The sequence below is a fragment of the Methylocystis sp. genome, from assembly GCF_046349115.1.
GTDB lineage: Bacteria > Pseudomonadota > Alphaproteobacteria > Rhizobiales > Beijerinckiaceae > Methylocystis.
The window spans coordinates 85,849-107,932 of sequence record NZ_JAXMCX010000006.1; the positions used below are offsets into that span (position 1 = coordinate 85,849).

The 22,084-nt window shown below is 64.0% G+C and carries 17 protein-coding genes and 1 tRNA gene; 8 read left to right on the top strand and 10 right to left on the bottom strand.

Going from position 1 to position 22,084, the window contains the following annotated elements:
- Window positions 1-21: 21 nt before the first annotated feature.
- A complete protein-coding gene (locus tag U1E20_RS14775) occupies window positions 22-303 on the top strand; it encodes a hypothetical protein (RefSeq protein ID WP_409981385.1) in 282 nt (93 codons plus the stop codon).
- A gap of 318 nt (window positions 304-621) precedes the next feature.
- Window positions 622-861 (top strand): hypothetical protein, encoded by a 240-nt coding sequence (locus U1E20_RS14780; protein ID WP_409981386.1) that lies wholly within the window; start codon window positions 622-624, stop codon window positions 859-861.
- A gap of 79 nt (window positions 862-940) precedes the next feature.
- Here U1E20_RS14780 and U1E20_RS14785 read toward each other — a convergent pair whose 3' ends face one another.
- The 7 genes from U1E20_RS14785 to U1E20_RS14815 form a co-directional block, all read right to left on the bottom strand.
- The gene (locus tag U1E20_RS14785; protein WP_409981387.1) at window positions 941-1,417 is read right to left on the bottom strand and encodes a hypothetical protein; all 477 of its coding nucleotides are present in this window, start codon (window positions 1,415-1,417) and stop codon (window positions 941-943) included.
- A 75-nt stretch (window positions 1,418-1,492) separates the two neighbouring features.
- Window positions 1,493-2,896, bottom strand: a complete 1,404-nt coding sequence (locus U1E20_RS14790) for a TolC family outer membrane protein (RefSeq protein WP_409981444.1) — start codon at window positions 2,894-2,896, stop codon at window positions 1,493-1,495.
- 9 nt (window positions 2,897-2,905) lie between these two features.
- The gene (locus tag U1E20_RS14795) at window positions 2,906-6,121 is read right to left on the bottom strand and encodes an efflux RND transporter permease subunit (protein WP_409981388.1); all 3,216 of its coding nucleotides are present in this window, start codon (window positions 6,119-6,121) and stop codon (window positions 2,906-2,908) included.
- A gap of 89 nt (window positions 6,122-6,210) precedes the next feature.
- Window positions 6,211-7,410: an efflux RND transporter periplasmic adaptor subunit gene (locus tag U1E20_RS14800; RefSeq protein ID WP_409981389.1), complete on the bottom strand. Its 1,200-nt coding sequence runs from the start codon at window positions 7,408-7,410 to the stop codon at window positions 6,211-6,213.
- A gap of 285 nt (window positions 7,411-7,695) precedes the next feature.
- Window positions 7,696-9,006 carry a replication-associated recombination protein A gene (locus U1E20_RS14805; RefSeq protein ID WP_409981390.1) on the bottom strand — a complete coding sequence of 437 codons (1,311 nt, stop codon included), beginning with the start codon at window positions 9,004-9,006 and terminating at the stop codon, window positions 7,696-7,698.
- Window positions 9,007-9,114: 108 nt separating this feature from the next.
- Window positions 9,115-9,582: a transcription elongation factor GreA gene (gene greA / locus U1E20_RS14810; protein WP_409981391.1), complete on the bottom strand. Its 468-nt coding sequence runs from the start codon at window positions 9,580-9,582 to the stop codon at window positions 9,115-9,117.
- 201 nt (window positions 9,583-9,783) lie between these two features.
- Window positions 9,784-10,797: an MDR family oxidoreductase gene (locus U1E20_RS14815; protein WP_409981392.1), complete on the bottom strand. Its 1,014-nt coding sequence runs from the start codon at window positions 10,795-10,797 to the stop codon at window positions 9,784-9,786.
- 286 nt (window positions 10,798-11,083) lie between these two features.
- Between U1E20_RS14815 and U1E20_RS14820 the strand changes: the two genes are divergently transcribed.
- On the top strand, window positions 11,084-11,491 hold the full coding sequence (locus tag U1E20_RS14820; RefSeq protein ID WP_409981393.1) for a MucR family transcriptional regulator: 408 nt from the start codon (window positions 11,084-11,086) through the stop codon (window positions 11,489-11,491).
- A 109-nt stretch (window positions 11,492-11,600) separates the two neighbouring features.
- On the opposite strand, the gene U1E20_RS14825 is transcribed toward U1E20_RS14820, so the two are convergent.
- The gene (locus U1E20_RS14825) at window positions 11,601-11,969 is read right to left on the bottom strand and encodes a TIGR02300 family protein (RefSeq protein WP_409981394.1); all 369 of its coding nucleotides are present in this window, start codon (window positions 11,967-11,969) and stop codon (window positions 11,601-11,603) included.
- 172 nt (window positions 11,970-12,141) lie between these two features.
- Here U1E20_RS14825 and U1E20_RS14830 point away from each other — a divergent pair.
- From U1E20_RS14830 to trpB, 5 genes are all read left to right on the top strand, one after another.
- Window positions 12,142-12,215, top strand: a tRNA-Gly gene (locus U1E20_RS14830).
- 664 nt (window positions 12,216-12,879) lie between these two features.
- Window positions 12,880-16,023 carry a helicase-related protein gene (locus U1E20_RS14835; protein ID WP_409981395.1) on the top strand — a complete coding sequence of 1,048 codons (3,144 nt, stop codon included), beginning with the start codon at window positions 12,880-12,882 and terminating at the stop codon, window positions 16,021-16,023.
- A 219-nt stretch (window positions 16,024-16,242) separates the two neighbouring features.
- Window positions 16,243-17,655, top strand: a complete 1,413-nt coding sequence (locus tag U1E20_RS14840; RefSeq protein ID WP_409981396.1) for a mannose-1-phosphate guanylyltransferase/mannose-6-phosphate isomerase — start codon at window positions 16,243-16,245, stop codon at window positions 17,653-17,655.
- A 218-nt stretch (window positions 17,656-17,873) separates the two neighbouring features.
- Complete coding sequence (locus tag U1E20_RS14845; RefSeq protein WP_409981397.1) at window positions 17,874-18,515, top strand: phosphoribosylanthranilate isomerase; 642 nt, start codon at window positions 17,874-17,876, stop codon at window positions 18,513-18,515.
- 176 nt (window positions 18,516-18,691) lie between these two features.
- Entirely contained in the window at window positions 18,692-19,930 is a 1,239-nt protein-coding gene (trpB, locus tag U1E20_RS14850) for a tryptophan synthase subunit beta (protein ID WP_409981398.1), read from the top strand.
- A gap of 96 nt (window positions 19,931-20,026) precedes the next feature.
- On the opposite strand, the gene U1E20_RS14855 is transcribed toward trpB, so the two are convergent.
- A complete protein-coding gene (locus U1E20_RS14855; protein WP_409981399.1) occupies window positions 20,027-20,965 on the bottom strand; it encodes a heparan-alpha-glucosaminide N-acetyltransferase in 939 nt (312 codons plus the stop codon).
- Window positions 20,962-21,942: a hypothetical protein gene (locus tag U1E20_RS14860; RefSeq protein WP_409981400.1), complete on the bottom strand. Its 981-nt coding sequence runs from the start codon at window positions 21,940-21,942 to the stop codon at window positions 20,962-20,964. Before U1E20_RS14860 ends, U1E20_RS14855 begins: the two co-directional genes overlap by 4 nt.
- Window positions 21,943-22,084 lie beyond the last annotated feature (142 nt).

Here is a 22,084-nt window from a genome sequence, read left to right on the forward strand (position 1 = left end):
CGAAGAAGAGGAAATCTGCATATGAACAAATACGCCCTTACGGCGGTCGCCGCTCTGTTCCTTGCGACGACTGCGCCGTCGTTTGCTTTCGACGCCGCCGTCGGCCAGCGCGCGCCGAGCCAGGCGACGCGCGTCAGCTGCGACACGCATGCCGAGGACGAACAAGCGGTTTGCGCGAGCAAGTGCGAGGACGCCTATCTGAAGGACCAGCAGTCCATCACCGCCGACATGTCACAGGTGAAGGCGAACAGGAAAGCCTGCGACACGAAATGCGGCTGCCCGCAGAACTCAGGCAACCTGTAAAAAATCGCTTTGAATTGAGCACAAGAGGCGCGCGGGACGCCGCGCGCCTATTTTGTCCAGCGCTGACAGGCGAGCGACAGGCCGTCGCCATTCTCGCCCATGATACTGGAAACAAATGATATTTTCGCAGACGTCGCCGTCCCGTGACGCAGCGGCGCGATCTGTCGCGCAATCGACGCGCAATTGACATGTACCGCCACTTACGACATCGTCCCGCCGCTCGTTGCGTTATGTGAGGCCGTTGCTGTTACAAGGCGGGAGGGGTCCAACGCAGGCGAAGTCTAGACGCCCGATGGGCTAGTTAAGGAAGCAAACAAAATGAGGAAATACGCCATTGTGACGGCGGCGGCTCTTGTCGTCGGGATGATCAGCCCGGCGTTCGCGGATTGCGACGTCCGCAAGGCCGACGAAGACAAGCAGGCCAAATGCGCTGAAAAGTGCGACGACGAATATATCTCGCGCAAGATGAACTACGGCGCCAACCAGGACGAAGTTCGCTCCAATAAAAAGGCCTGCGACGCCGCCTGCGGCTGCCCGCAGAACTCCAAGGACCTGTAAGCCGCGGCTCCAGGCCAAAAGTCGAATAATCTTTGGGGCGCGCAAACATTGCGCGCCCATAGTTTTTTGAGGACCCATTCTACTCCGAGTAGACGTTGCCGTCAGGCCCCTTCCAGCCTTTGGGGTCTTCATAGAAGCGGTATTCTTCGTCAAAGGTCACTGTCGCGCCGGGCGCCACATATTGCTTGCCCTTCGGATCGACGCTGCGCGGCGCCGTCACATAATGTTTCCCCGACGAGCAGCCCTCCGGAACGGCGCCGGCGTCGTCCGGCTTGCATTCGAGATTGGCGCCTTCCGGAAATTCGACGCGCGCGTTGAAGAAAATCTCGAAGCCTTTCTCGCCGGTGGCGTGCATTTCGAGGCGTTCGCTCATCGTCTGCTTGAATTCGAGGATTTTGCCGGGCTTGTCGAAACGCTGCTTGAGCAGATTTTCAAAAATCTGCCGCGCATGCGCCTCGGTCGGATCGCAGCCGAACATGCAATAGGCGTTGGCCGGCGTCACCGAAAGCGACGCCAGCGCCGCTGCGACGACAAGCGTGATGAAAGCGCCTCGCATTTTTCCTCTCCCTCAAGTTTTTATGAATTCGCCGCGCCGTTATAGCATCTTGCCGCGCCGGCGCCGCGCATCCGCTTAACGCCCGTCAGGCGTCATCGGGTTGAGCCAGAGGTCCTTGACCTGATCGAAATGGAGCGCCGGATCATAGCCATCCGCCGCCAGGCCGAGCCGGTCCGACGACAGCCGTCCGAGAGAGGAAAGCAGGGCGTAGGAGGCGACGACGCGGTCGCGCTGCGCGACGATGAGACCAAGGCGCGCATAGAGCAGTTCCTGTTGCGCATTGAGGATTTCGAGCGTCGTTCGCTGGCCGGCCTTGGCTTCCTCCCGCACGCCATAGAGCGCGCGCTCGGCGGCCGCGATCTGGGTTTGCGCCGAGGCGATCTGGGTTTTCGCCGCCTGCAACGCGCCCCAATAGGCGCGCACCAGCGAAAGAACCTCGGCGCGGGCGACATCGGCGGTGAGCCGACGCTGGCCGGCTGTCTCCTTGGCCTGCCGGACGCGCGAAGAGGTAAGGCCGCCTTCATAGATCGGCACGTTGAGATGTCCGAGGATTTTGGCGCCGACATTGCGGTTGCCGATGCCGACAAGATCGGTTTGCGTGAAAATATCGCCGACGATCGAAAATTTCGGCATGAACTCCGATTCGAGCGCCTTGATGTCGAGATCGGCGGCGTCGGCGTCGTGCAGCGCGGCAAGAATGAAGGGATGTTCGGTTTGCGCGATGCGCTCCGCTTCCTCGCGTGACTTCGGTAGCAGACGATCGACCGGCGCGCCGGGCGAAAGCATCGTCGGCTCGACGCCGATGATCTTGCGATAGACGCCGATGCTCGCGTCGAGCGCGGCGCGCGCCGCGCCGGCCAGTGATTTTCCGCCAGCGAGCCGCGCCTCGGCCTGCGCAACGTCGGTCTGGGTGATCTGCCCGTATTGATAGCGCTCGCGCGTCTGGCGCAATTGCTCGGTCAGGACGGCGACATTGCTCTCCTGAAGTTTGAGCGACGCGGTGTCGCGCAGCACGTCCATATAGGCGGTGACCGAGTCGAACAGGATGCGCTGCTCGGTCAGGCGCAGCCGCTCGCGTCCGGCGAAGACGCCAGATTCCGCCGCCAGCGTTTGGTTTTGCGTCTTGAAGCCGTCGAAGATCGGTTGCTCGAACGTCAGCGTGGCGGCGCGCGGCACATTCTTGCCGTTCTGAATGCTCTTCGAATAGTCGGATTGGGTGGGGTCGCCCAAATAGACGTCGTGTTGCTGCGTGATCAATCGATTGCGCTGCACGCCGAGATAGCCGTCGCCTGAAACGCGCGGCCGCATGCCGGCGAGCGCCTGCGGCACCTTCTCATCGATCGCGCGCAATTCGGCTCTGCTGGCGTTGAGCTGCGGATTGGCGTTATAGGCGCGGCGCATCGCGCCGATCAATGTTTCCGCGCGCGCCGTCGCTCCCCCGGCAAGGAGGCAGAACATGACCGAGGCGACGCCGCGCATCTTCACCGGTCAGCCTCCGCTTTGTTCCAGGGAAGTTGATTTTGGCGAACGACAAAAGAACGCGTAAAGCGCCGGCAGGACGACAAGCGTAAGAAGCGTCGCGCTGATCAGGCCGCCGATCACCACTGTCGCGATCGGCTTTTGGACTTCGGCGCCGGTGCCGGTCGCGAGCGCCATCGGCAGGAAGCCAAGCGACGCGACGAGCGCCGTCATCACCACCGGCCGCAGTCGCGTCATCGCGCCCTTATAGATCGCCGGACGTTCAGGCATGCCGCCCGCGATCAATTGCGAAATATAGGTGCGCATCACCAGACCGTTCAGCACGGCCACGCCGGAGAGCGCGATGAATCCGACGGCGGCCGAAACCGACATCGGCATGCCGCGCAGCCACAGCGCGGCGACGCCGCCGGACAGCGCCAGCGGCACCGCGGTGAACACCAGCAGCGCGTCGCGCGTGGAGCCGAGCGCCGAATAGAGCAGGAGAAAGATTAGGAAAAAGCAGACCGGCACGACGATCGTCAGGCGGGCGCGCGCCGCTTCGAGATTTTCGAACTGGCCGCCCCAGGCGATCCAGTAGCCGGGCGGCAATTTCACTTTCGCCTCGATTTTCGCCCTTGCGTCAGTGACGACCGAGGCGATGTCGCGCCCGCGCACATTCGCCGAAACCACCACTCGGCGATGGCCGTTCTCGCGCGAAATCTGATTCTGTCCGTCGACGATTGAAAATTTCGCCACCTGTTTGAGCAGCACGACAGGACTCGCGCCGGCCGCCGTGGGAAGCGCGACCGGAATCGACTCCAACGCCTGCGCGTCCTCGCGCAAATTGTCCCGCAGCCGAACGACGATCGGGAAGCGGCGATCGCCTTCAAACACCACGCCCGCCCTCTGCCCGCCGATCGCCGCGCCGATCACATCCTGCACCGCCCCGACGCTTAAGCCGAGGCGCGCGATCGCGGCCTTGTCGACCGCGATATCGAGGATCGGCAGGCCGACGACCTGTTCGACCTTAACGTCGCTCGCGCCTTTGACCGAATTGAGAATGCCGGCGATCTGATTGGCCGCTTTCAGCATGACGTTGAAATCGTCTCCGAACACTTTCACGGCGATATCGCCGCGCACGCCGGCGAGGAGTTCATTGAAGCGCAATTGGATGGGCTGCGAGAATTCATAGGCGTTGCCCGGCAGCTGCGTCAGCCGCGCCTCCATCTTTTGGATCAGCGCGGCCTTTGCAAGATGCGGGTCGGGCCATTCCTCGCGCGGCTTCAACATAATGAAAGTATCGGTCAGATTCGGCGGCATCGGATCGGTGGCGATCTCGGCGGTGCCGGTCTTGGAGAAGACGTAATCGACTTCGGGGAAACTGCGCAGCGCGCGTTCGATGTCGAATTGCATCCCCTGCGCCTGAGTGAGCGATGCGCTGGGGATTCTGTTCGCCTGCATGGCGAGGTTTTTCTCGTCGAGCGTCGGAACGAATTCTTCGCCGAGCGTCAGATAGAGCAGCGCCGCGAAGACGAAGGCGCCGGCGCCGATCGCGATGGGCTTCAACGGCGCCGCCATCGCCCATTTCAACATCGGCTCATAGGCGCGTTTGAGCGCGGCGACGACGACATTTTCCGATTCGCGCACGCGTCCCGAGAGCGCGATGGCGATCATCGCCGGAAAGAAGGTCAGCGAAAGAACGAACTCGCATCCAAGCGCCATGATGACGGTCATCGCCATCGGATGGAACATTTTCCCCTCGACCCCGGAAAAGGTCAGGATCGGCACATAGACGAGAATGATGATCGCCTGTCCATAGACTGTCGGCCGCCGCATCTCGACCGCCGAGTCGATGACCGTCGTCAGACGCTCTTCAAGCGTCAGCGCGCGGCCCAGGGCGTTCTGACGCTGCGACAGCCGGCGCAAGCAATTCTCGGTGACGATGATCGCGCCGTCGGCGATCAGCCCGAAATCGAGCGCGCCGAGACTCATCAGATTGGCGCTGATCTTGCCGACATACATGCCGACGCCGAGCAATAGCATGGTCAGCGGTATGACCATCGCCGTCACCAGCGCCGCGCGGAAATTGTCGAGCATGACGAAGAGCACGAGGATGACGAGCGCGGCGCCCTCCACGAGATTAAGCGCGACAGTTTTGATCGTCGCGTTGACGAGGAGGGTCCGGTTCAAAATCGTCCGCACCTCGACGCCCGGCGGCAACATGCGGCGGATTTCGTCCATCCTGGCGTTGACGGCGCTCGATACTTCTCGACTGTTGGCGCCGATCAGCATCAGCGCCGTGCCGATGACGACCTCCTCGCCATTCATGCTGGCGCTGCCCATGCGCAATTCGCGGCCGACGCCCACTTCGGCGATGTCCGCGACGCGCACCGGCGTGCCGTTTCGCGTCGAGACGACGACCTTGGCGATGTCGTCCATCGACTCCAGCCGGCCGGGGCTGCGCACGACGAGCCCCTCGCCATTGCGTTCGACATAGCCGGCGCCGCGGCTGATATTGTTGCGCTCGATAATGCCGGCGAGATCGGCGAAGGACAGGCCGAGGGCGAAGATTTTCGCCGGGTCGGGCTGGACGTGATATTCCTTGACGTAGCCGCCGAGCGAGTCGACGCCGGCGACGCCGGGCACGGTGCGCAATTGCGGCCGGATGATCCAATCCTGCACGGTTCGTAGATAGGCGGTCCGTTCGAGCGGCGTATGCAGCCTCTGCCCTTCCGGCGTCAGATAATCGCCGTTGCGCTGCCAGCCGGGCTCGCCGTCGCGCGCCGGCTTTTCGCCGGTCCGCGGCGCATAGTCGACCGACCACATGTAAATTTCGGACAGGCCTGTCGCGACCGGGCCCATATGCGACTCGACGCCGGGCGGAAAAGTCTCCTTGGCGATCGCCATGCGTTCGCCGACCTGCTGACGCGCGAAATAGATGTCGACATTGTCGGCGAAGACGGCCGTCACCTGGCCGAAGCCGTTGCGAGAAAGCGAGCGGGTATATTCCAGTCCCGGTATGCCGGCGATGGCGTTCTCGACCGGATAGGTGACCTGCTTTTCGATTTCGAAGGCGGAAAGCGCCGGCGCGAAGGCGTTGATCTGCACCTGGTTGTTGGTGATGTCGGGAACAGCGTCGATCGGCAGTCGCGTCAGCGACCAGACGCCGAGCGGCACGGTGAGCGCCGTCAGCAAGACGATGAGCCAACGGCTTCGGACCGAGAGGGCGATGAGATTCTTCAGCATCGGCCGCCGCTAGCGCGCAGGGCTACGGTTTGGGGCGCGCGGTCGCAGCGTCGTCCGTAAGGCCGGTTGAGGAGAGCCGCCGGTCCGCATCATTCCTCCGGGATATTCTGCTTGCCGAGCTCCGCCTTCAGCAGAAAGACATTTGAGACGGCGATCTCTTCGCCCGGCTTCAAGCCAGAGACGACTTCGACCGAATCATCGTCGCCCCGGCCAAGCTCGACTTCGCGCTTGGCGAAGCCCTCGGCGGTTCGAACAAAGACATTGGCCTTGCCGTCGATCATCATGACGGCGGAACGCGGGATCTTAACCTTTACCCGCGCTTGCTTGAGCGAGATTTCAGCTTCCAGCAGGCTGCCGGGCCGCAATGCGAAATCCGGATTGGGAAAGCGCGCGCGAACGTTTCCGGTGCGCGTTTCCTTCGTGATCATGGCATTCACGTAAGTGATCTTGCCCTCGAAGACGCGCCCTTCGGCGTTTTGAATCTTAACCTCTTGCCCGTCGCGAAGAAGACCGAGATCGGCGGCGGGCACCGCGATCTCCGCCTCGACGACGGATAGATCGGAGATGACATAGAGTTCCTTCGATTGGCCTTCGCCGCCGACCGGCTGGCCGATGTTGACCATGCGCTCGATGATTCGCCCGGAGATCGGAGCGCGAATCTCCTTGCGGCGAAGGTCGGCGATCGGCTGCGAGGGCAAGGCGGCGATCTCCTGCTCGCTCATGTCGAGCGCGGCGAGTTTTTGGCGCGCGAGATCGAGCTTGACTTTGGCTTCCATGAAGACCGCTTTGGCTTTCAGGAATAGCTGCTCGGCGGTGATCTTCTTTTCGAAAAGTCCCTTCTCGCGCTGAAAGAGCACATTTTGAAGATCGAAATTCGCCAGCGCGGCGAGATATTCGCTCTTTGCCTCCGCCACTTCGCGCGAGTCGATGATCGCAATGGTTTCGCCGCGCGTGGCATTGTCGCCAAGCCGCTTGCGCAGCTCTTCGACGACTCCCGCGACTTTCGCGGCGACCCGCGCGATCTTGTCAGGATCAGGCGTAACGGCGGCGGGCGCCGTGAGCTGACGAGAAATGTCGCCGGGCCCGACCGCCTTCACTAAGATTTTCGACGCGTCGATCTGAGCCGGAGAAAGTCGGACTTCTCCTTCGGCGGGCGCCTGCTCGGTCGCCTGGCTCTGTTGATCGGGCGCGATCCCCGCCTTGATCGCGCGGAAGAGAGTCGGCGCCGCGGCGCCGACGGCAAGGCTCGCGATGAGGGCGAGCGCGAGAACGGACCGTTTACGGGTCATAAGCGACGTGAATCGGCTCCGTGACGAAAAATCTTCCTGGGGTAGCATTGGCGCGCCGCTCGAGCTATTGGCCGCCGGCGCGAATATGGGGGATATCGCGCGTCGGACGTTCATTCCTTAAATGAGTTGCCCGCCACGGTCCATGCAAGGGCGCGCGGCTCTTTCGCACATGCCTCGGTTATTAAAAAGAAAAACCCAGCCAAAAGGCGGCGCCGCGAACACTTTCGCATGACATGTCGGCGACAGCGGAAAAACCCGATTTCGCCGCGATTTTGAAGCGCGGTTTTACGCTTCGCCGCGCTCCTTGCGCAAGCGCTCCCAATAGTCGAGGCGCTTGGCGATCTCGCGCTCGAATCCGCGCTCGACCGGCTTGTAGAATTTCTGTCGCGGCAGCGAATCGGGCCAATAGTTCTGACCCGAGAAGGCCTCGGGCGAATCATGGTCATAGTCGTAGCCGGCGCCATAGCCTTCTTCGCGCATCAATTTCGTCGGCGCGTTGAGAATGATTTTGGGCGGCGTCAGCGAGCCCTTCTCCTCGGCGACGCGCTGCGCGCGCTTATAGGCGACATAGGCGGCGTTGGATTTGGGCGCGGTCGCCACATAGATCACGGCCTGCGCCAAAGCGAGTTCGCCCTCGGGACTGCCAAGAAAATCGTAGGCGTCCTTCGCGGCGTTGGCGACGACGAGCGCCTGCGGATCGGCGAGGCCGATGTCTTCGACCGCCATCCGCACGATGCGCCGCGCGAGAAACAGCGGGGCTTCGCCGGCGGCGAGCATGCGGGCGAGATAATAGAGCGCGGCGTCAGGGTCGGAGCCGCGCACGCATTTATGCAGCGCGCTGATGAGATTGTAATGGCCTTCCTGGGCCTTGTCGTAAATCGGCGCGCGACGCTGCACGATTTCGACCAGTCCCGCGCGATCGAAGATTTCGCCCTTCTTCGCGGCGCGCCAGATTTCCTCGGCGAGCGTCAGCACGGCGCGGCCGTCGCCGTCCGCCATCCCGACGAGCGCCGCGCGCGCATCCGCGTCGAGCGGCAACGGCTTGCCCTCGGCCTGTTCGGCGCGGTTGAGCAGCTGTTCTATCGCCGCTTCGTCGAGCGCCTTGAAGATCATCACCCGCGCGCGCGACAGCAGCGCCGCATTGAGTTCGAACGAAGGGTTTTCCGTCGTCGCGCCGATCAGCGTGATCGTGCCGTCCTCCATAACGGGGAGAAAGGAATCCTGCTGGGCGCGGTTGAAGCGATGGATCTCGTCGACGAACAGCAAAGTGCCCTGGCCGGCGGCGCGTCGGGCGCGCGCCGTCTCGAACGTTTTCTTCAACTCGGCGACGCCGGAGAAGATCGCCGAAATCTGCACGAAGGCGAGCCTGGTTTCATGCGCGAGCAGCCGCGCGACCGTGGTCTTGCCGGTGCCGGGCGGCCCCCAGAAAATCAGCGACCCAAGCGCGCCGGCGCGGATGAGCCGCGTCAGGGCGCCGTCTGGGCCGAGCAGATGATCTTGGCCGGCGACTTCATTGAGACGGGTCGGCCGCAGCCGGTCGGCGAGCGGACGCGGCGCGGCGTCTTCGAGTTTCGCGGCCTGGAACAGATCGGACATCGTTACTGATTAGCACAGCGTAGCGGCGCGCCTCAGAGAATCCAGCCTAGCGCCCTGCCGCAGCATGACGATTGAGCGATTGAATTTGGCTCGGTGTGTTCGATCGCCCTAACCGATCTCCACGATCCGCGCGCTGTGATGGATGACCTCGGCCTTGTCGCCGACGGACTTGCCCATCAGCGCCTTGGCGAGCGGCGCGACATAGGGAATGAGACCCTTCGCCGGTTCGGCTTCGTCTTCGCCGACCAGTCGGAAGCTGCGGCGTTCGCCGTCTTCAAGCTCGACGACGACGCGATGTCCAAACCGAACCGCCGAATGATCGGCGATCGGCCGAATCTCCTCGGCGCTCGCCCGGCGCGCCGTCCAATAGCGTTGATCGCGCTGCGCCAGCGCCAGCGCGTGATTGTCTTCGGCCGCCGTGGCGCGTTCGATCTCCTTGTGCAGGCGCGCCAGCTCGGCTTCGATCTGCTGAAGGCCTTCCGGCGTCACCAGATTGCGATGCGGGCTGATCGGCCGGTCGGGCAGATCCTCGCGCGGATTGTCGTCGTCCTGTTCCTTGGTGAAAGCCGAGCTCATGCGGGTGTAACCTAGTGGGCCGCGTCGGCGCGGCGCGCATCGTCAACAAAAATAATCGGCCCAAGCGGGCCGTTCGCCGGCATTAGAGCCGAGACGCGCCCGCTTGTCGAGAAATTGACGTAACGATGCGACGATTCGCGCGATTTTGAAACAGCTTAGCTTCTCGCCGCATTGGGACGCTCCGCGTTCGAGCGAATCAGGTCAATCCGGCGCTTCTCGCGGAAGGTTCAGCCCCATGTCGATGACCACCCGACCGCGGATCCTGCCGGCGACGATCGAGCGGGCGCGCTCCAGCGCCGCATCGAAGGGAATGATTTCGCTCATCGCGTCGATCGCCGCCGGATCGAGATATTGCGCAATTCGCGCCCAGGCCGCGCGCCGCAGAGCGATTCGCGGGCGCACGCTTTCGACGCCGAGCATTGCAACGCCGCGCAGGATGAAAGGCGCGAGATTGGCCTGAAACTCCATGCCGCCGACATTGCCGCAAGCGGCGATGGCGCCGTCGAATTGCGTCTGGGCGAGAAGATTGGCGAGGGCGACGCCGCCGACAGTATCGATCCCCGCAGCGAAGCGCTGAGTCTGAAGCGGCCGTCCGGCGGCGGCAAATTCATCGCGGCCGATGATTTCGGCCGCGCCGAGCCAACTCAAATAATCCGCTTCTTCGCTGCGGCCGGTGACCGCGGCGACTCGCCAGCCGGCTTTGGCGAGCAGCGCGACGGCGAATGAGCCGACGCCGCCCGCCGCGCCGGTGACCGCTACGAGCCCATCCTCCGGCCGCGCGCCGTGACGCTCGAGCGCCATGACGCAGAACATGGCGGTCAGCCCGGCCGTGCCGACCGCCATCGCCCGCGCCGGCGTCAGCGGCGGCGGCAGTTTCACCAGCCAATCCCCGAAAAGTCGCGCCTTTTGCGCGAAGCCCCCGTAATGGGCTTCGCCCAGTCCGCACGCCGTCGCGATCGCGATGTCGCCCGGCGCAAAGTCGGGATGCGTCGATCGGGTCACCCGGCCGGCGAGGTCGACGCCCGGAATCATCGGGAAGCGGCGCACCACCGGCCCCTTGCCGGTGACGGCGAGACCGTCCTTGTAGTTGATCGCCGAATAGGCGACCTCCATATCGACGTCGCCGTCCATCAGGTCGCGTTCGCGCATGACGACAAAGTCGGCGTGATGGCCGCCTTCGTCTTTGTCGATGCGAATGGCCCTGAACTCGCTCACGGCGACCTCTCCCGCGCGTTCTTGCGCCCAAAGCGGCGCCTTCCATCGGTGAAAAGTCTTAAAAAGGAAAACATGGGCCGGTCGCGGGCGTAAAGCCCGAAGATCGCCGCCGATCAACTATCAAGAAATAGGTCATGGCAATAGTGCATAATGTTTCTTGATGAAGTCGCAGCATTCTGTTAGGCACTCTCCAAGTAACGGGGCAGCCGCGATTCTGTGCAGCGAAGCATTGACAAAGGGCGGCGGGGGGCAGCGTCCATCTCAAAGGGAAGTGGTGAGCAATCCAATGACTCAAACCAACAACATTGAACTCGCAGCCGACATCGTCTCCGCTTATGTCAGCAACAATTCGGTCCCCGCCGGAGATTTGCCCGGACTGATCAGCGAAGTTTACAACGCCCTGCTGCGCGTGGGCACGGGCTCTCCGGCCGCGCCCGCCGAGCCGCCGAAACCGGCCATCGCCGTCAAGCGGTCGGTGACCAATGATTACATCATCTGCCTTGAGGACGGTAAGAAGTTCAAGTCGCTCAAGCGCCATTTGCGCACGCAATACGGACTGTCGCCCGAAGACTATCGCGAGAAGTGGGGACTTCCCGCCGACTATCCGATGGTTGCGCCCAATTACGCGAAGGCCCGCTCCACGCTCGCCAAACAAATGGGTCTCGGCCAGCAGCGCCGCCGTCGCGGCAAATAAAAGGCGGCCGAAACGGCCGCCCTCGTCAATCGACTCTTGCAAATCGCCCTGATTGACTCCGCCGCTCGGGCCGCGGCTTCGGCTGTTTGCGAGCGCGGCGAGTCGAGTCTCAGCTCTCCTCGTCGCTCTCGATGTCGCCGTCGATCAATCCGGAAACGTCGTCGTCGCCCTCTTCCTCTTCGAGGAAAGTGTCGTCTTCCGCATCGTCTCCTTCGATCTCGACCTCATCCTCGACGTCGAGCGGTTCCGCGGCGGCCTCGGTTTCCTCGACTTCTTCGAGCGACACCGTGTCAGCGTTTTCCTTTTCGATTTCGCTCTCTTCTTCTTCGTCCGCCGCGCGCGCCGCCGTTCGCGTCAACGCCGCGACCTGATAGATCGCGCCGCATTTCGGACAGGCGATCGGATTTTTGTTCATGTCATAAAATTTCGTCCCGCAGGACTGACATTGGCGTTTGGCGCCGAGTTCGGGTTTTGCCACGGTCGAATGGTCCTCGAGAAGCGGCGTGGGAACGCCCCGCCTTATTGGAGAGACTATGTGGGCGCTCCGGTTAGTGGCGTCCCGCGCCGCTGTCAAATGGGAAATGTAAGAAAAGCATCACCCGCGCGCCCATTGCCAAGCGGCGCGCGGATTGGCATAGAATCGTCGCCACGCGGGTGTAGCTCAATGGTAGAGCAGCAGCCTTCCAAGCTGAATACGAGGGTTCGATTCCCTTCACCCGCTCCAGCCTCGCCAATATTTTTTCGCACGATCGGGTCGCGCGCGCTGGTCACGCGCCTCCGACGGCAACTGTCGTCGCACCACTGCGGCGCGCCGCGACGGCTTGGCGACCGGCCCGTTTACCAATCGCGCCCGGGCGCCCAGCCGATGAAGGCGTCTCGACGTTGCAATCTGGGCGGCGCGGCCGCCGCGTTGCATCGATCCGCCGTCCCAAACAAGGACGCAACATTAAGAGTTTCTGTCGATTAGCGCCGCTTTCACGCCGCGCCGCCGGGATCGACGCGCTGAAAGCTCGCGGAAATCGGCCGGAACGCTATGCCAACCGCGATCCAACGCTGATTCGTGCGTGTTGCGTTCCCGCTTGATCCCAAAGCTTAACAGGAAGGCCTTGAACCGCCGAATCTTCGCCGTTGACAGAACCGGCGAAAAGAGTCCCTCGGCGATCTTTTCAAGATGAGCTTCCCTAACCGGTGTGGCGCGCCTGAAATGCAATTTCTGGTGTTATTGATCAGGTCAGTGTCCATATATTGTCGGAACAGACCATGACTCGGCGAGAGTCAGCGATTCGGGCGCGATTCGTTCGCAGGCTGTTCAGAAAGTAAAGTCGCGCGCCGCGCCAAGTTTCGATATGAAACGAAGGCGCTCCACGCGCCTCAGGCAGCAAAGAAAAATGACATTCGCGCCGTCCGTCCCGGCGACCCGCGCCGCCCCCCGCGCCAGACCGTTCGACAGGGGCGTCGCGGCGGTGCTCGGCCCCACCAACACCGGCAAGACTCATCACGCCATCGAGAGGATGCTGTCCTTTTCTTCCGGCGTCATCGGGCTGCCGCTGCGCCTGCTCGCCCGCGAAGTCTATACTCGCGTCGCCGAACGCGTCGGCGCCGACAATGTCGCGCTGGTCACCGGCGAGGAGAAGATCAAGCCGCGCGCGGCGAGCTACTGGGTGGCGACGGTCGAAGCGATGCCGCGCGACGTCGAGGCGGATTTCCTCGCCATCGATGAAATACAGCTCGCCGCCGATCTCGATCGCGGCCATATTTTCACCGACCGGCTGCTCAACTGGCGCGGGCGCCAGGAGACGCTACTCATCGGCGCGGCGACGATGGCGCCGCTTATTTCGGATCTCTTTCCCGGCGCGCCGATCTACACGCGCCCGCGGCTGTCGGAACTGTCATTCGCCGGCGACAGGAAAATCTCGAGGTTGCCGCCGCGCAGCGCCGTGGTCGCCTTTTCCGCCGAAGAAGTCTATGCGATCGCCGAACTGATCAAGCGTCAGCGCGGCGGGGCGGCCGTGGTGCTCGGCGCGCTCTCGCCGCGCACCCGCAACGCGCAGGTCGAACTCTATCAGAGCGGCGACGTCGACTATATCGTCGCGACCGACGCGATCGGCATGGGCCTCAATCTCGACGTGGACCATGTCGCCTTCGCCGCCGACCGCAAATTCGACGGGTTGAGACACCGGCGGCTGACGCCCGCCGAATTCGGACAGATCGCCGGCCGGGCGGGCCGCCATATGAGCGACGGCTTTTTCGGAGCGACGGGACGTTGTCCGCCTTTCGAGGAGGAATTGATCTCGTCCCTGGAGGATCATCGTTTCGATCCGGTGAAAACATTGCAGTGGAGAAACAGCGCGCTCGATTTTTCGTCGATTGACGCTTTGCTCCATTCTCTCGATCGGACGCCGGCGCATCCCGATCTCATTCGCGCGCGGGTCGCGGATGATCAAAGGGCGCTTGAAGCCGCGAGCCGCGACGAAATCGCGCAGCGCAACGCCAAGACGCCGGCCGATGTGGGGCGGCTCTGGGAGGCGTGTCAAATTCCCGATTACCGCAAGACGTCGCCTGCGGCGCATGCCGAGCTGGCGCTGGCCGTATTCGCCTTCATCGCCCGGCGGGGCAAAATCCCCGAGGATTGGATGGCGCGGCAAATCGAGGCGGTCGACCGGGTCGATGGCGACATCGCCACGCTGTCGAATCGTCTGGCGCAAGTGCGCACCGCGAGTTTTATCGCCAATCGTTCCGGCTGGCTCGACGACTCCGAGCATTGGCAGAGCGTCGCGCGTCGGGTAGAGGACAGCATATCCGACGCGTTGCATGACCGACTGACGCAGCGATTCGTCGATCGCCGCACCAGCGTGCTGATGCGCCGCCTAAGAGAGAATGCGATGCTTGAAGCCGAAATCAACGCCGCCGGCGACGTGATGGTCGAAGGCCAGCACGTCGGAAGCCTTCAGGGATTTCGCTTCACGCCCGATCCCGGCGCGGCGGGCGAAGCGGCGAAGGCGCTGAACGCCGCGGCGCAGAAGGCGCTCGCCGGCGAATTCGAAGCGCGCGCGACGCGCGTGTTCGACGCGGTCGACGACGCCTTCGCGCTCGGCAATGACGGACTCATCCGCTGGCTCGGCGAACCCGTAGCTAAAATCGCCGCCGGCCCCAGCGCGCTCGCGCCGACGACTCGGGTGCTCGCTGACGAACAGCTCACCGGCGCGGCGTTGGATAAGGTGAAACAGCGTCTCGATCTTTGGATGGCGCAGCATGTCAAGAAGCTGCTCGGGCCGCTCGAACAGCTCGAAAAGGGCGATGGCCTGGAGGGAGTTACGCGCGGCGTCGCCTTCCAGATCGCGGAAGAACTCGGCGTGCTCGATCGCGCCCGCGTCGCCAAGGAAATCAAGGGATTCTCGCAGGACGACCGCGGCGCGTTGCGCAAGCTCGGCGTGCGCTTTGGCGCCTATCACCTTTACCTGCCGGCGCTGCTCAAGCCGGCGCCGCGCGCCCTGTCGGCGCTGCTCTGGGCGCTGCATCACGGCGGGCTCGAGAATGTGAAGGGTCTTGAAGAAGTGCCGCATCTCGCGGCCTCGGGACGAACCTCCTTCGCCGCCGACGCTTCGATCCACAAGGCCTTCTACCGCGCCGCCGGCTTTCGCGTCTGCGGCGAGCGCGTTGTCCGCGTCGATATTCTCGAACGCCTCGCCGATCTCATCCGACCGGCGATCGCCTATCGTCCCGGGCTGACCGCGGGCGCGCCGCCGCCCGGCGCCGCCGATTCCGACGGCTTCGTCGTCACCGTCGCGATGACCTCGCTGACCGGCTGTTCCGGCGAAGCGTTCTCCTCGATCCTCAAGTCCCTGGGCTATGCAGCGACGCAGCGCCCCGGACCGGCGATCACCGTCGCGCTGATCCCAGCGGCGCCGATGGAGCCGGTGACGCCGAACGCCGAGGCCGCTGCGCCGGAAGCGGCGACCGAGGCCGTTCCTTCCGAGGCGCCCGCCGAAACGCCGATTGTGGCAGCGGAAGGCGCGCCCGAGCCGGAAGCGGCGTCGGCTGTGGAGGCGCCAGCCGAGGCGACCGCCTCCGAGGAGGAAGAGCCGCCGACCGAGGCGCAGGCCTCTCTCCCAGCAGAAGAGCCTGCGGCGGGGCAGCCTGCGCAAAACGCTGCGGCGGCGGAAGCGCAAGTCGAGGCTGAACCGGCCGAGGCCGCGCCGGCCGCGCAAGAAACCATCGAAGTGTGGCGTCCGCAGCGCCATGCCCATACGGGCCCGCGCAGTCGCGAGGCCGGCGTGAGACGCCCGCCGCGCGAACAGGGCGCGGAAGACAAGCTGCCGCCGCGCCGCGACCAGCGGCCGCGCGCCGATGCGCCGGGCAAGGATGCGCGTCCCGCCGGAAAGCCGCGCTTCGAGGGCCGGCCGCCGCGCGACGACGCCCGCCCGCGTCGAGCCTTCGCGCCGCCGGAGCGCCGCGAACGCCAGCCTGACCCCGATTCGCCCTTCGCCAAGCTCGCGGCGCTCAAGGCCGAGCTTGAGAAGAAGGGCAAGTAGCGGGTTCAGCGCCGCCGCCCTCGGCTTCGCCATCGTATTGCCAATAGTGGGGCGGACAACTATTGCTTCCCGGGGGGCGGGCGCGGCCTAGAGCGCGCTGCGAAGCAGAGAAATCCGGTATTTCGCGTAAGAGCGCGCTCTAAGCTTTGAGACCGATCGCGTCATCCGCCTTTGGCTGGTTTCGCCTGAAGGCGGCGCGATCTAGTGCTAGAGGGGCTGATGAAGAAGATTTTGCCCGTTATTATGTGCGGCGGATCGGGAACGCGAGTATGGCCCGAGTCCCGCGAGACGCTGCCCAAGCAGTTCATTCCGCTGGTCGGCGAGCGCTCGACCTTCCAGACGACGATGGCGATGCTGGCTGACCCGGCTTTCGAGCGGCCGATCGTCGTCTCGAATTTCGACTATCGCTTCCTCGTCGCAGATCAGCTGCGCGAGATCGGCGCGCAGGCCGACGTCATATTGGAGCCCTCGCGCCGCGACTCCGGACCGGCGGTCGCCGTCGCGGCGGGCCTCGCCGCGCGCCGCGCGCCCGACACGGTCGTTGTCGTGCTCGCCGCCGATCATGTGGTTCGCGACACGGCGGGCCTCGTCGATCTCTGCAAGCGGGCCGCCGTCGCCGCCGCCGAAGGCTATATCGTGACGCTCGGGGTCAAGCCTGACGGTCCGGCGACCGGCTATGGTTATCTGCGCCCCGGCGAGCCGCTCGCCACCTGCTGCGAAGTCTACAAGCTCGACGCCTTCGTCGAAAAGCCGGACCGCGCGACCGCGCAGGAATATGTCGACGCCGGCTATTTCTGGAACAGCGGCAACTTCATCTTCCGCGCCGATGTGATGCAGTCGGAAATCGCGCAATTCGAGCCCGGCATTTTCTCCGCCGCCGAGGCGGCGATCGAAATGGCCCGCCAGGACCTCGGCTTCATGATTTTGAACGCCGAAGCCTTCGCCCATGCGCCGAAGAAATCGATCGATTACGCGGTGATGGAGAAGACTGAAAAGGCGGCGCTGATCCCGGCCGACATCGGCTGGTCGGACGTCGGCACCTGGCGCGCCGTGTGGGAATTGTCGGAGCGCGACGAATGCGGCAATTCGGTGCGCGGACATGGCGTCGTGATGGATGCGCGCAACGTCCATGTGCGCTCCGAGGACACGCTGACCACCGTCGTCGGCGTCGACGACATCATCGTGGTGACGACGCAGGACGCGGTGCTGGTGCTCAGCCATGAGCATGGCGATCAGGTCAAGCAGCTCGTCGATCAGCTGCGCAGCGAGAACCGGCGCGAAGCCGGCGAGCACAAGCGCATCTTCCGGCCCTGGGGCTATTATCAAGGGATCGACGAAGGCCAGCGCTATCAGGTGAAGCGCATCGTGGTGAAGCCGGGCCAGCGCCTGTCGCTGCAAAAGCATTTTCACCGCGCCGAACATTGGATCGTGGTGCGCGGCACGGCGGAAGTCGGCCGCGACGACGAGATGCATCTCGTGCACGAGAATGAGTCGATCTATCTGCCGATCGGCTGCCGGCACCGCCTGACCAATCCCGGCAAGATCGATCTGGAGCTGATCGAAGTGCAGACCGGCTCCTATCTCGGCGAGGACGACATCGTCCGCTTCGAGGACGCGTATAATCGAGGGTGATCACGGCGTTCACGACGAAGCGTTCGGGCCGAAACCCCTGGCCCCTCACCTCACCTCTCCCCGCAAGCGGGGAGAGGGCCGGCCAGCGTCTCGCCCTTGCGGCAAGGCGATCGCGTTCGCCAAGGTTTCAGTTTAAGCAGCGGCGCCGACCGCTTCTTCTCCCCGCTTGCGGGGAGAAGTGAGATGAGGGGCTGGGGGTCGTCGCGCAGCGGTTCGATATGTCCGATCCCCTCATTAAAATCTGCGGTCTTTCCTCGCCCGATACTCTCGCTGCGGCGATCGAGGCCGGCGCGGATATGGCGGGCTTCGTCTTTTTCGAGAAAAGCCCGCGCCATATCGATCTTGAAACCGCGCGCACGCTCGGCCTTCTCGCTCAGGCGCGCATCGGCAAGGTGGCGCTCACCGTCGACGCCGACGACGCCGCGCTTGACGACATCATCGACGCGCTCGCGCCCGATTATCTGCAGCTTCATGGCAAGGAAACGCCGGCGCGCGTCGCGCAAGTGAAGGCGCGCTTCGGCCTGCCGGTCATAAAGGCCGCGGGCGTCGCGACGGCCGCCGACGTCGAGGCGGCGCGGGTCTATGAAGGCGTCGCCGACGTCATCCTCTTTGACGCCAAGCCCGCGCCGAACGCCGCCGTCCCCGGCGGCGCCGGGATTGCCTTCGACTGGACTCTGCTGCGCAGCGTCGCCGCCAAACAATGGATGCTCTCGGGCGGGCTCGATCCCGACAATGTCGCCGAGGCGATACGCCTGACCGGCGCCCGCGCGGTGGACGTATCGTCGGGCGTCGAACGCGAACGCGGCGTCAAGGACGCGGAAAAGATCGCCGCCTTTGTCAAAGCCGCGCGGCTTTCATAGCGCCGCGCGAGGCGCTAATAAGTTTCCGAGAATGGAGGGCCCGAGCATCCGTTCTCCCGTTTACGGGAGAAGGTGTCGTCGCGAAGCGGCGACGGATGATGGCCCTCGCCCGACCCTGCTTCGCAGGGCCACCCTCTCCCGCAAGCGGGAGAGGGAGCGCCCATGGAACACGCCCCGTGAATAAGCCGCTGCCCAATTCCTTCCGCGCCGGTCCTGACGAAAACGGCCGCTTCGGCATTTTCGGCGGGCGTTTCGTCGCCGAAACGCTGATGCCGCTCGTGCTCGACCTCGAGGCGGCTTACGAGAAGGCAAAACACGATCCGGCCTTTCACGAAGAACTCGCCGGCCTTCATAAGCATTACGTCGGGCGCCCGAGCCCGCTCTATTTCGCCGAGCGCATCACCGATTTTGTGCGCGAGCGCGCCGGCGAGGACAAAGGCGCCAAGGTCTATTTCAAACGCGACGAACTCAACCACACCGGCGCGCATAAGATCAACAATGTGCTCGGCCAGATTCTGCTCGCGCGGCGCATGGGCAAGAAGCGCATCATCGCGGAGACCGGCGCCGGCCAGCATGGCGTCGCCACCGCCACCGCCTGCGCGCGCTTCGGACTCGATTGCGTCGTCTATATGGGCGCGGTCGACGTCGAGCGGCAGAAGCCGAATGTCTTCCGCATGAAGATGCTGGGCGCCGAGGTGCGGCCGGTGCAAAGCGGCGCGCGCACGTTGAAAGACGCGATGAATGAAGCGCTGCGCGACTGGGTGACCAATGTCGCCAACACCTTTTATTGCATCGGCACGGCGGCGGGGCCGCATCCCTATCCGGCGATGGTGCGCGACTTTCAATCGATCATCGGCAATGAAACCCGCGTGCAAATGCAGGAGATGGAAGGGCGGCTTCCGGATTCGCTCGTCGCTTGCATCGGCGGCGGCTCCAACGCGATCGGTCTCTTCCATCCGTTTCTCGACGACGCCAGCGTCGAGATTTACGGGGTCGAGGCGGCGGGCCATGGCGTCGACGTGCCGAACGGCCATGCCGCCTCGCTCACCGGCGGGCGTCCGGGCGTGCTGCATGGCAACCGCACCTATCTCTTGATGGACGACGACGGCCAGATTCTCGAAGGCCATTCGATTTCGGCGGGCCTCGATTACCCCGGCATCGGCCCGGAGCATTCATGGCTGCATGAGATCGGCCGGGTGAAATATCTCAACGCCACCGACAGAGAGGCGCTCAACGCCTTTCAGCTCTGCTCGAAATTGGAAGGCATTATCCCGGCGCTGGAGCCGTCGCATGCGCTGGCGAAAGTGTTCGAACTCGCGGCGCAAAAGCCGCGCGATCATCTGATGGTGATGAACATGTGCGGCCGCGGCGACAAGGATATTTTTACCGTCGCCGAGCATTTGGGTGGGATGTAAAGCCTGCGTCATCACGAAGAGCAAAGCGACGAAGCGATGCAGAGCCGATTCGTGACTCTGGATTGCTTCGCTTCGCTCGCAACGACGACCTTACGTCTATGGTCCGGTCTTTGACACGCACCGCTTCGCGATCTCGTTGAGCCGTCGCCCTCGTTCAGCCTCGTCCTTCACGCCGGCGAGCGCCTTGCTGCTGATCGCTTCGCGCGCCGTGCATTCGCAGGCGTCGTGGCACAGCTTGCCTTCGCCGCCCTCTTCGAAACAGCGCGCCTCGCATGAGGCGACGAAATCCGTCGTGTCGATGGCAGGCGGCGCGAGATAGGCGAGGCCGAGAAACAGCGCGAAGAGCGCTGGCTGATGCACGAGATAGATGGGGAGGCTGTGGCGGCCAAGGAAGGTTAGCCATGCCCTCTTCCCATTTACGGGGAGAGGGCCGCCCCTCACCCCTGCCCTCTCCCCGTAAACGGGGAGAGGGAGTTTGGCCGCAGCGACCCCAAGCAGCAGCGCGCCCGCCCAGGGAAAGAGCGGACGCCAGTCCTGGGTGAAAGGTTCGCTGGTCGACAAGCCGATCCATTGCAGCCAATCGGCGTTGAAGATGGGCGAGGCGAGAAACTCCGCGCCGACAAGGAAAAAAGCGCCGCCCGCGAGCGCCGCCGGCCAGGGCGCGAGAAGAAAGGGAACCGCGATCAGGCTGGCGAGCGCGATGCAATGCAGAATGCCAAAGAACACGAAAGCCTTGGGAAAGGCGACATAGGTGCCCGCCGTCACCAGCGCCGCCGCCGCGACGATGATCGCGAAACGGCGCCAGAAGGCTGGCCAGCGCATGTGATCGCGATGCGCCAGCACCAGCGCGACGCCGGCGATGAACAGAAAAGCGAAGGCGATCGAGTGACCGAAAATCTTGACCGGCGCCGACCAGGGAAGATTGGCCGGCGCATAGCCGAAATGCGCCAGATCCCAGATGAGGTGAAAAACGACCATCGCCAGGACGGCGAGGCCGCGCGCGGCGTCGAGCGCCTGCCAGCGGGTTTGGCTCATCGGCGCGCGGAGGCCGGCGGCGCGCCGAGAAATTTGCTGAACGCCATGTCCGGCGCCGAGAGATTATGGCGCGACGGCAGATGGCGGCCGACCCAGACTTCCGTGGCGCTGGCGCCCGGGAAGCGAATGACCGGCGCCTCCTCCCAGCCCTTGCCGCGCTTGCTGCGCCAGGCGACGATCGCCGCGTCGCTCATCGTTTCCATGGCGTACATTGACCGCAGCGCTGCGAAGGGCAGCCCGTTCGGCATCGCCTGATCGAAGGAGACGTCGAGCGTCAGGCGATCCTGGTCGACGCTTCTAATCGTGACGCGCCCCTCGCCGCCGCGCTGAAATTTGAGAATGACGCTGCGGTTTTGCGGCTCAAAGACGATTTCCTCGAGATCGACGATCGGCCGCTCCTGGGTCTCGACCGGTCCGACGAGGAAGGACGAGCCATAGGCCGTCCAGCGCATGTCGTCGAAGGGCAGCGGCCGCGCCCGCCAATAGCCGTCGGGCGGATAGAGCACCATGATCTCCTCGGCGCGCTCGCGGTGCCACATCCAGAACTGGATGAGATGGAGGCCGCGCTCCACGGTGTCGCCGACGCGCACAGGCACGTCATTCGGGCGCCAGAAGGAGGGAAAAGTATAGCCGGTCAGCCAGAAATCCGGCGTCTCCCAGAACGTCTTACGGCGCGCCCGCGAAAACGCCTTGGGATCGATGGCAAGATCGCAGCTCGACCAGTCCGGCGCCCAGCGGTCCGAGGCGATGGTGTTGATATAGGAGGGATGCACCGCCTGGATTTGCAGGCTGCGCAGTCGCGGCGAGATGAAATCGAGCTCGATATTGTCCTTTTCGGCGCAGAGCTCCGGCACCGAATTATTCTCCACCCGCACCTGCAGCTCTTCGGCCGTTTCGGGAAGCTCCGCGAAGGCCGGGCCAGCCAAAGCCAAGCCGCCGGCGCCCAGAAGGAAGCGGCGTCGATCGAATGCCGTCATCTAGCGAAAGTCCTGTCGCCTTTGAGATATTTAACGCGCGCGAGAGGCGCGCGCTTAAAATCTTTCGCTTGTCCCAAAGGCGAAAACAAGGAGCGGCACGCCTTGGTTGGCGCGCCGCCTCCTTTAAAAAACGCGCGCCCCG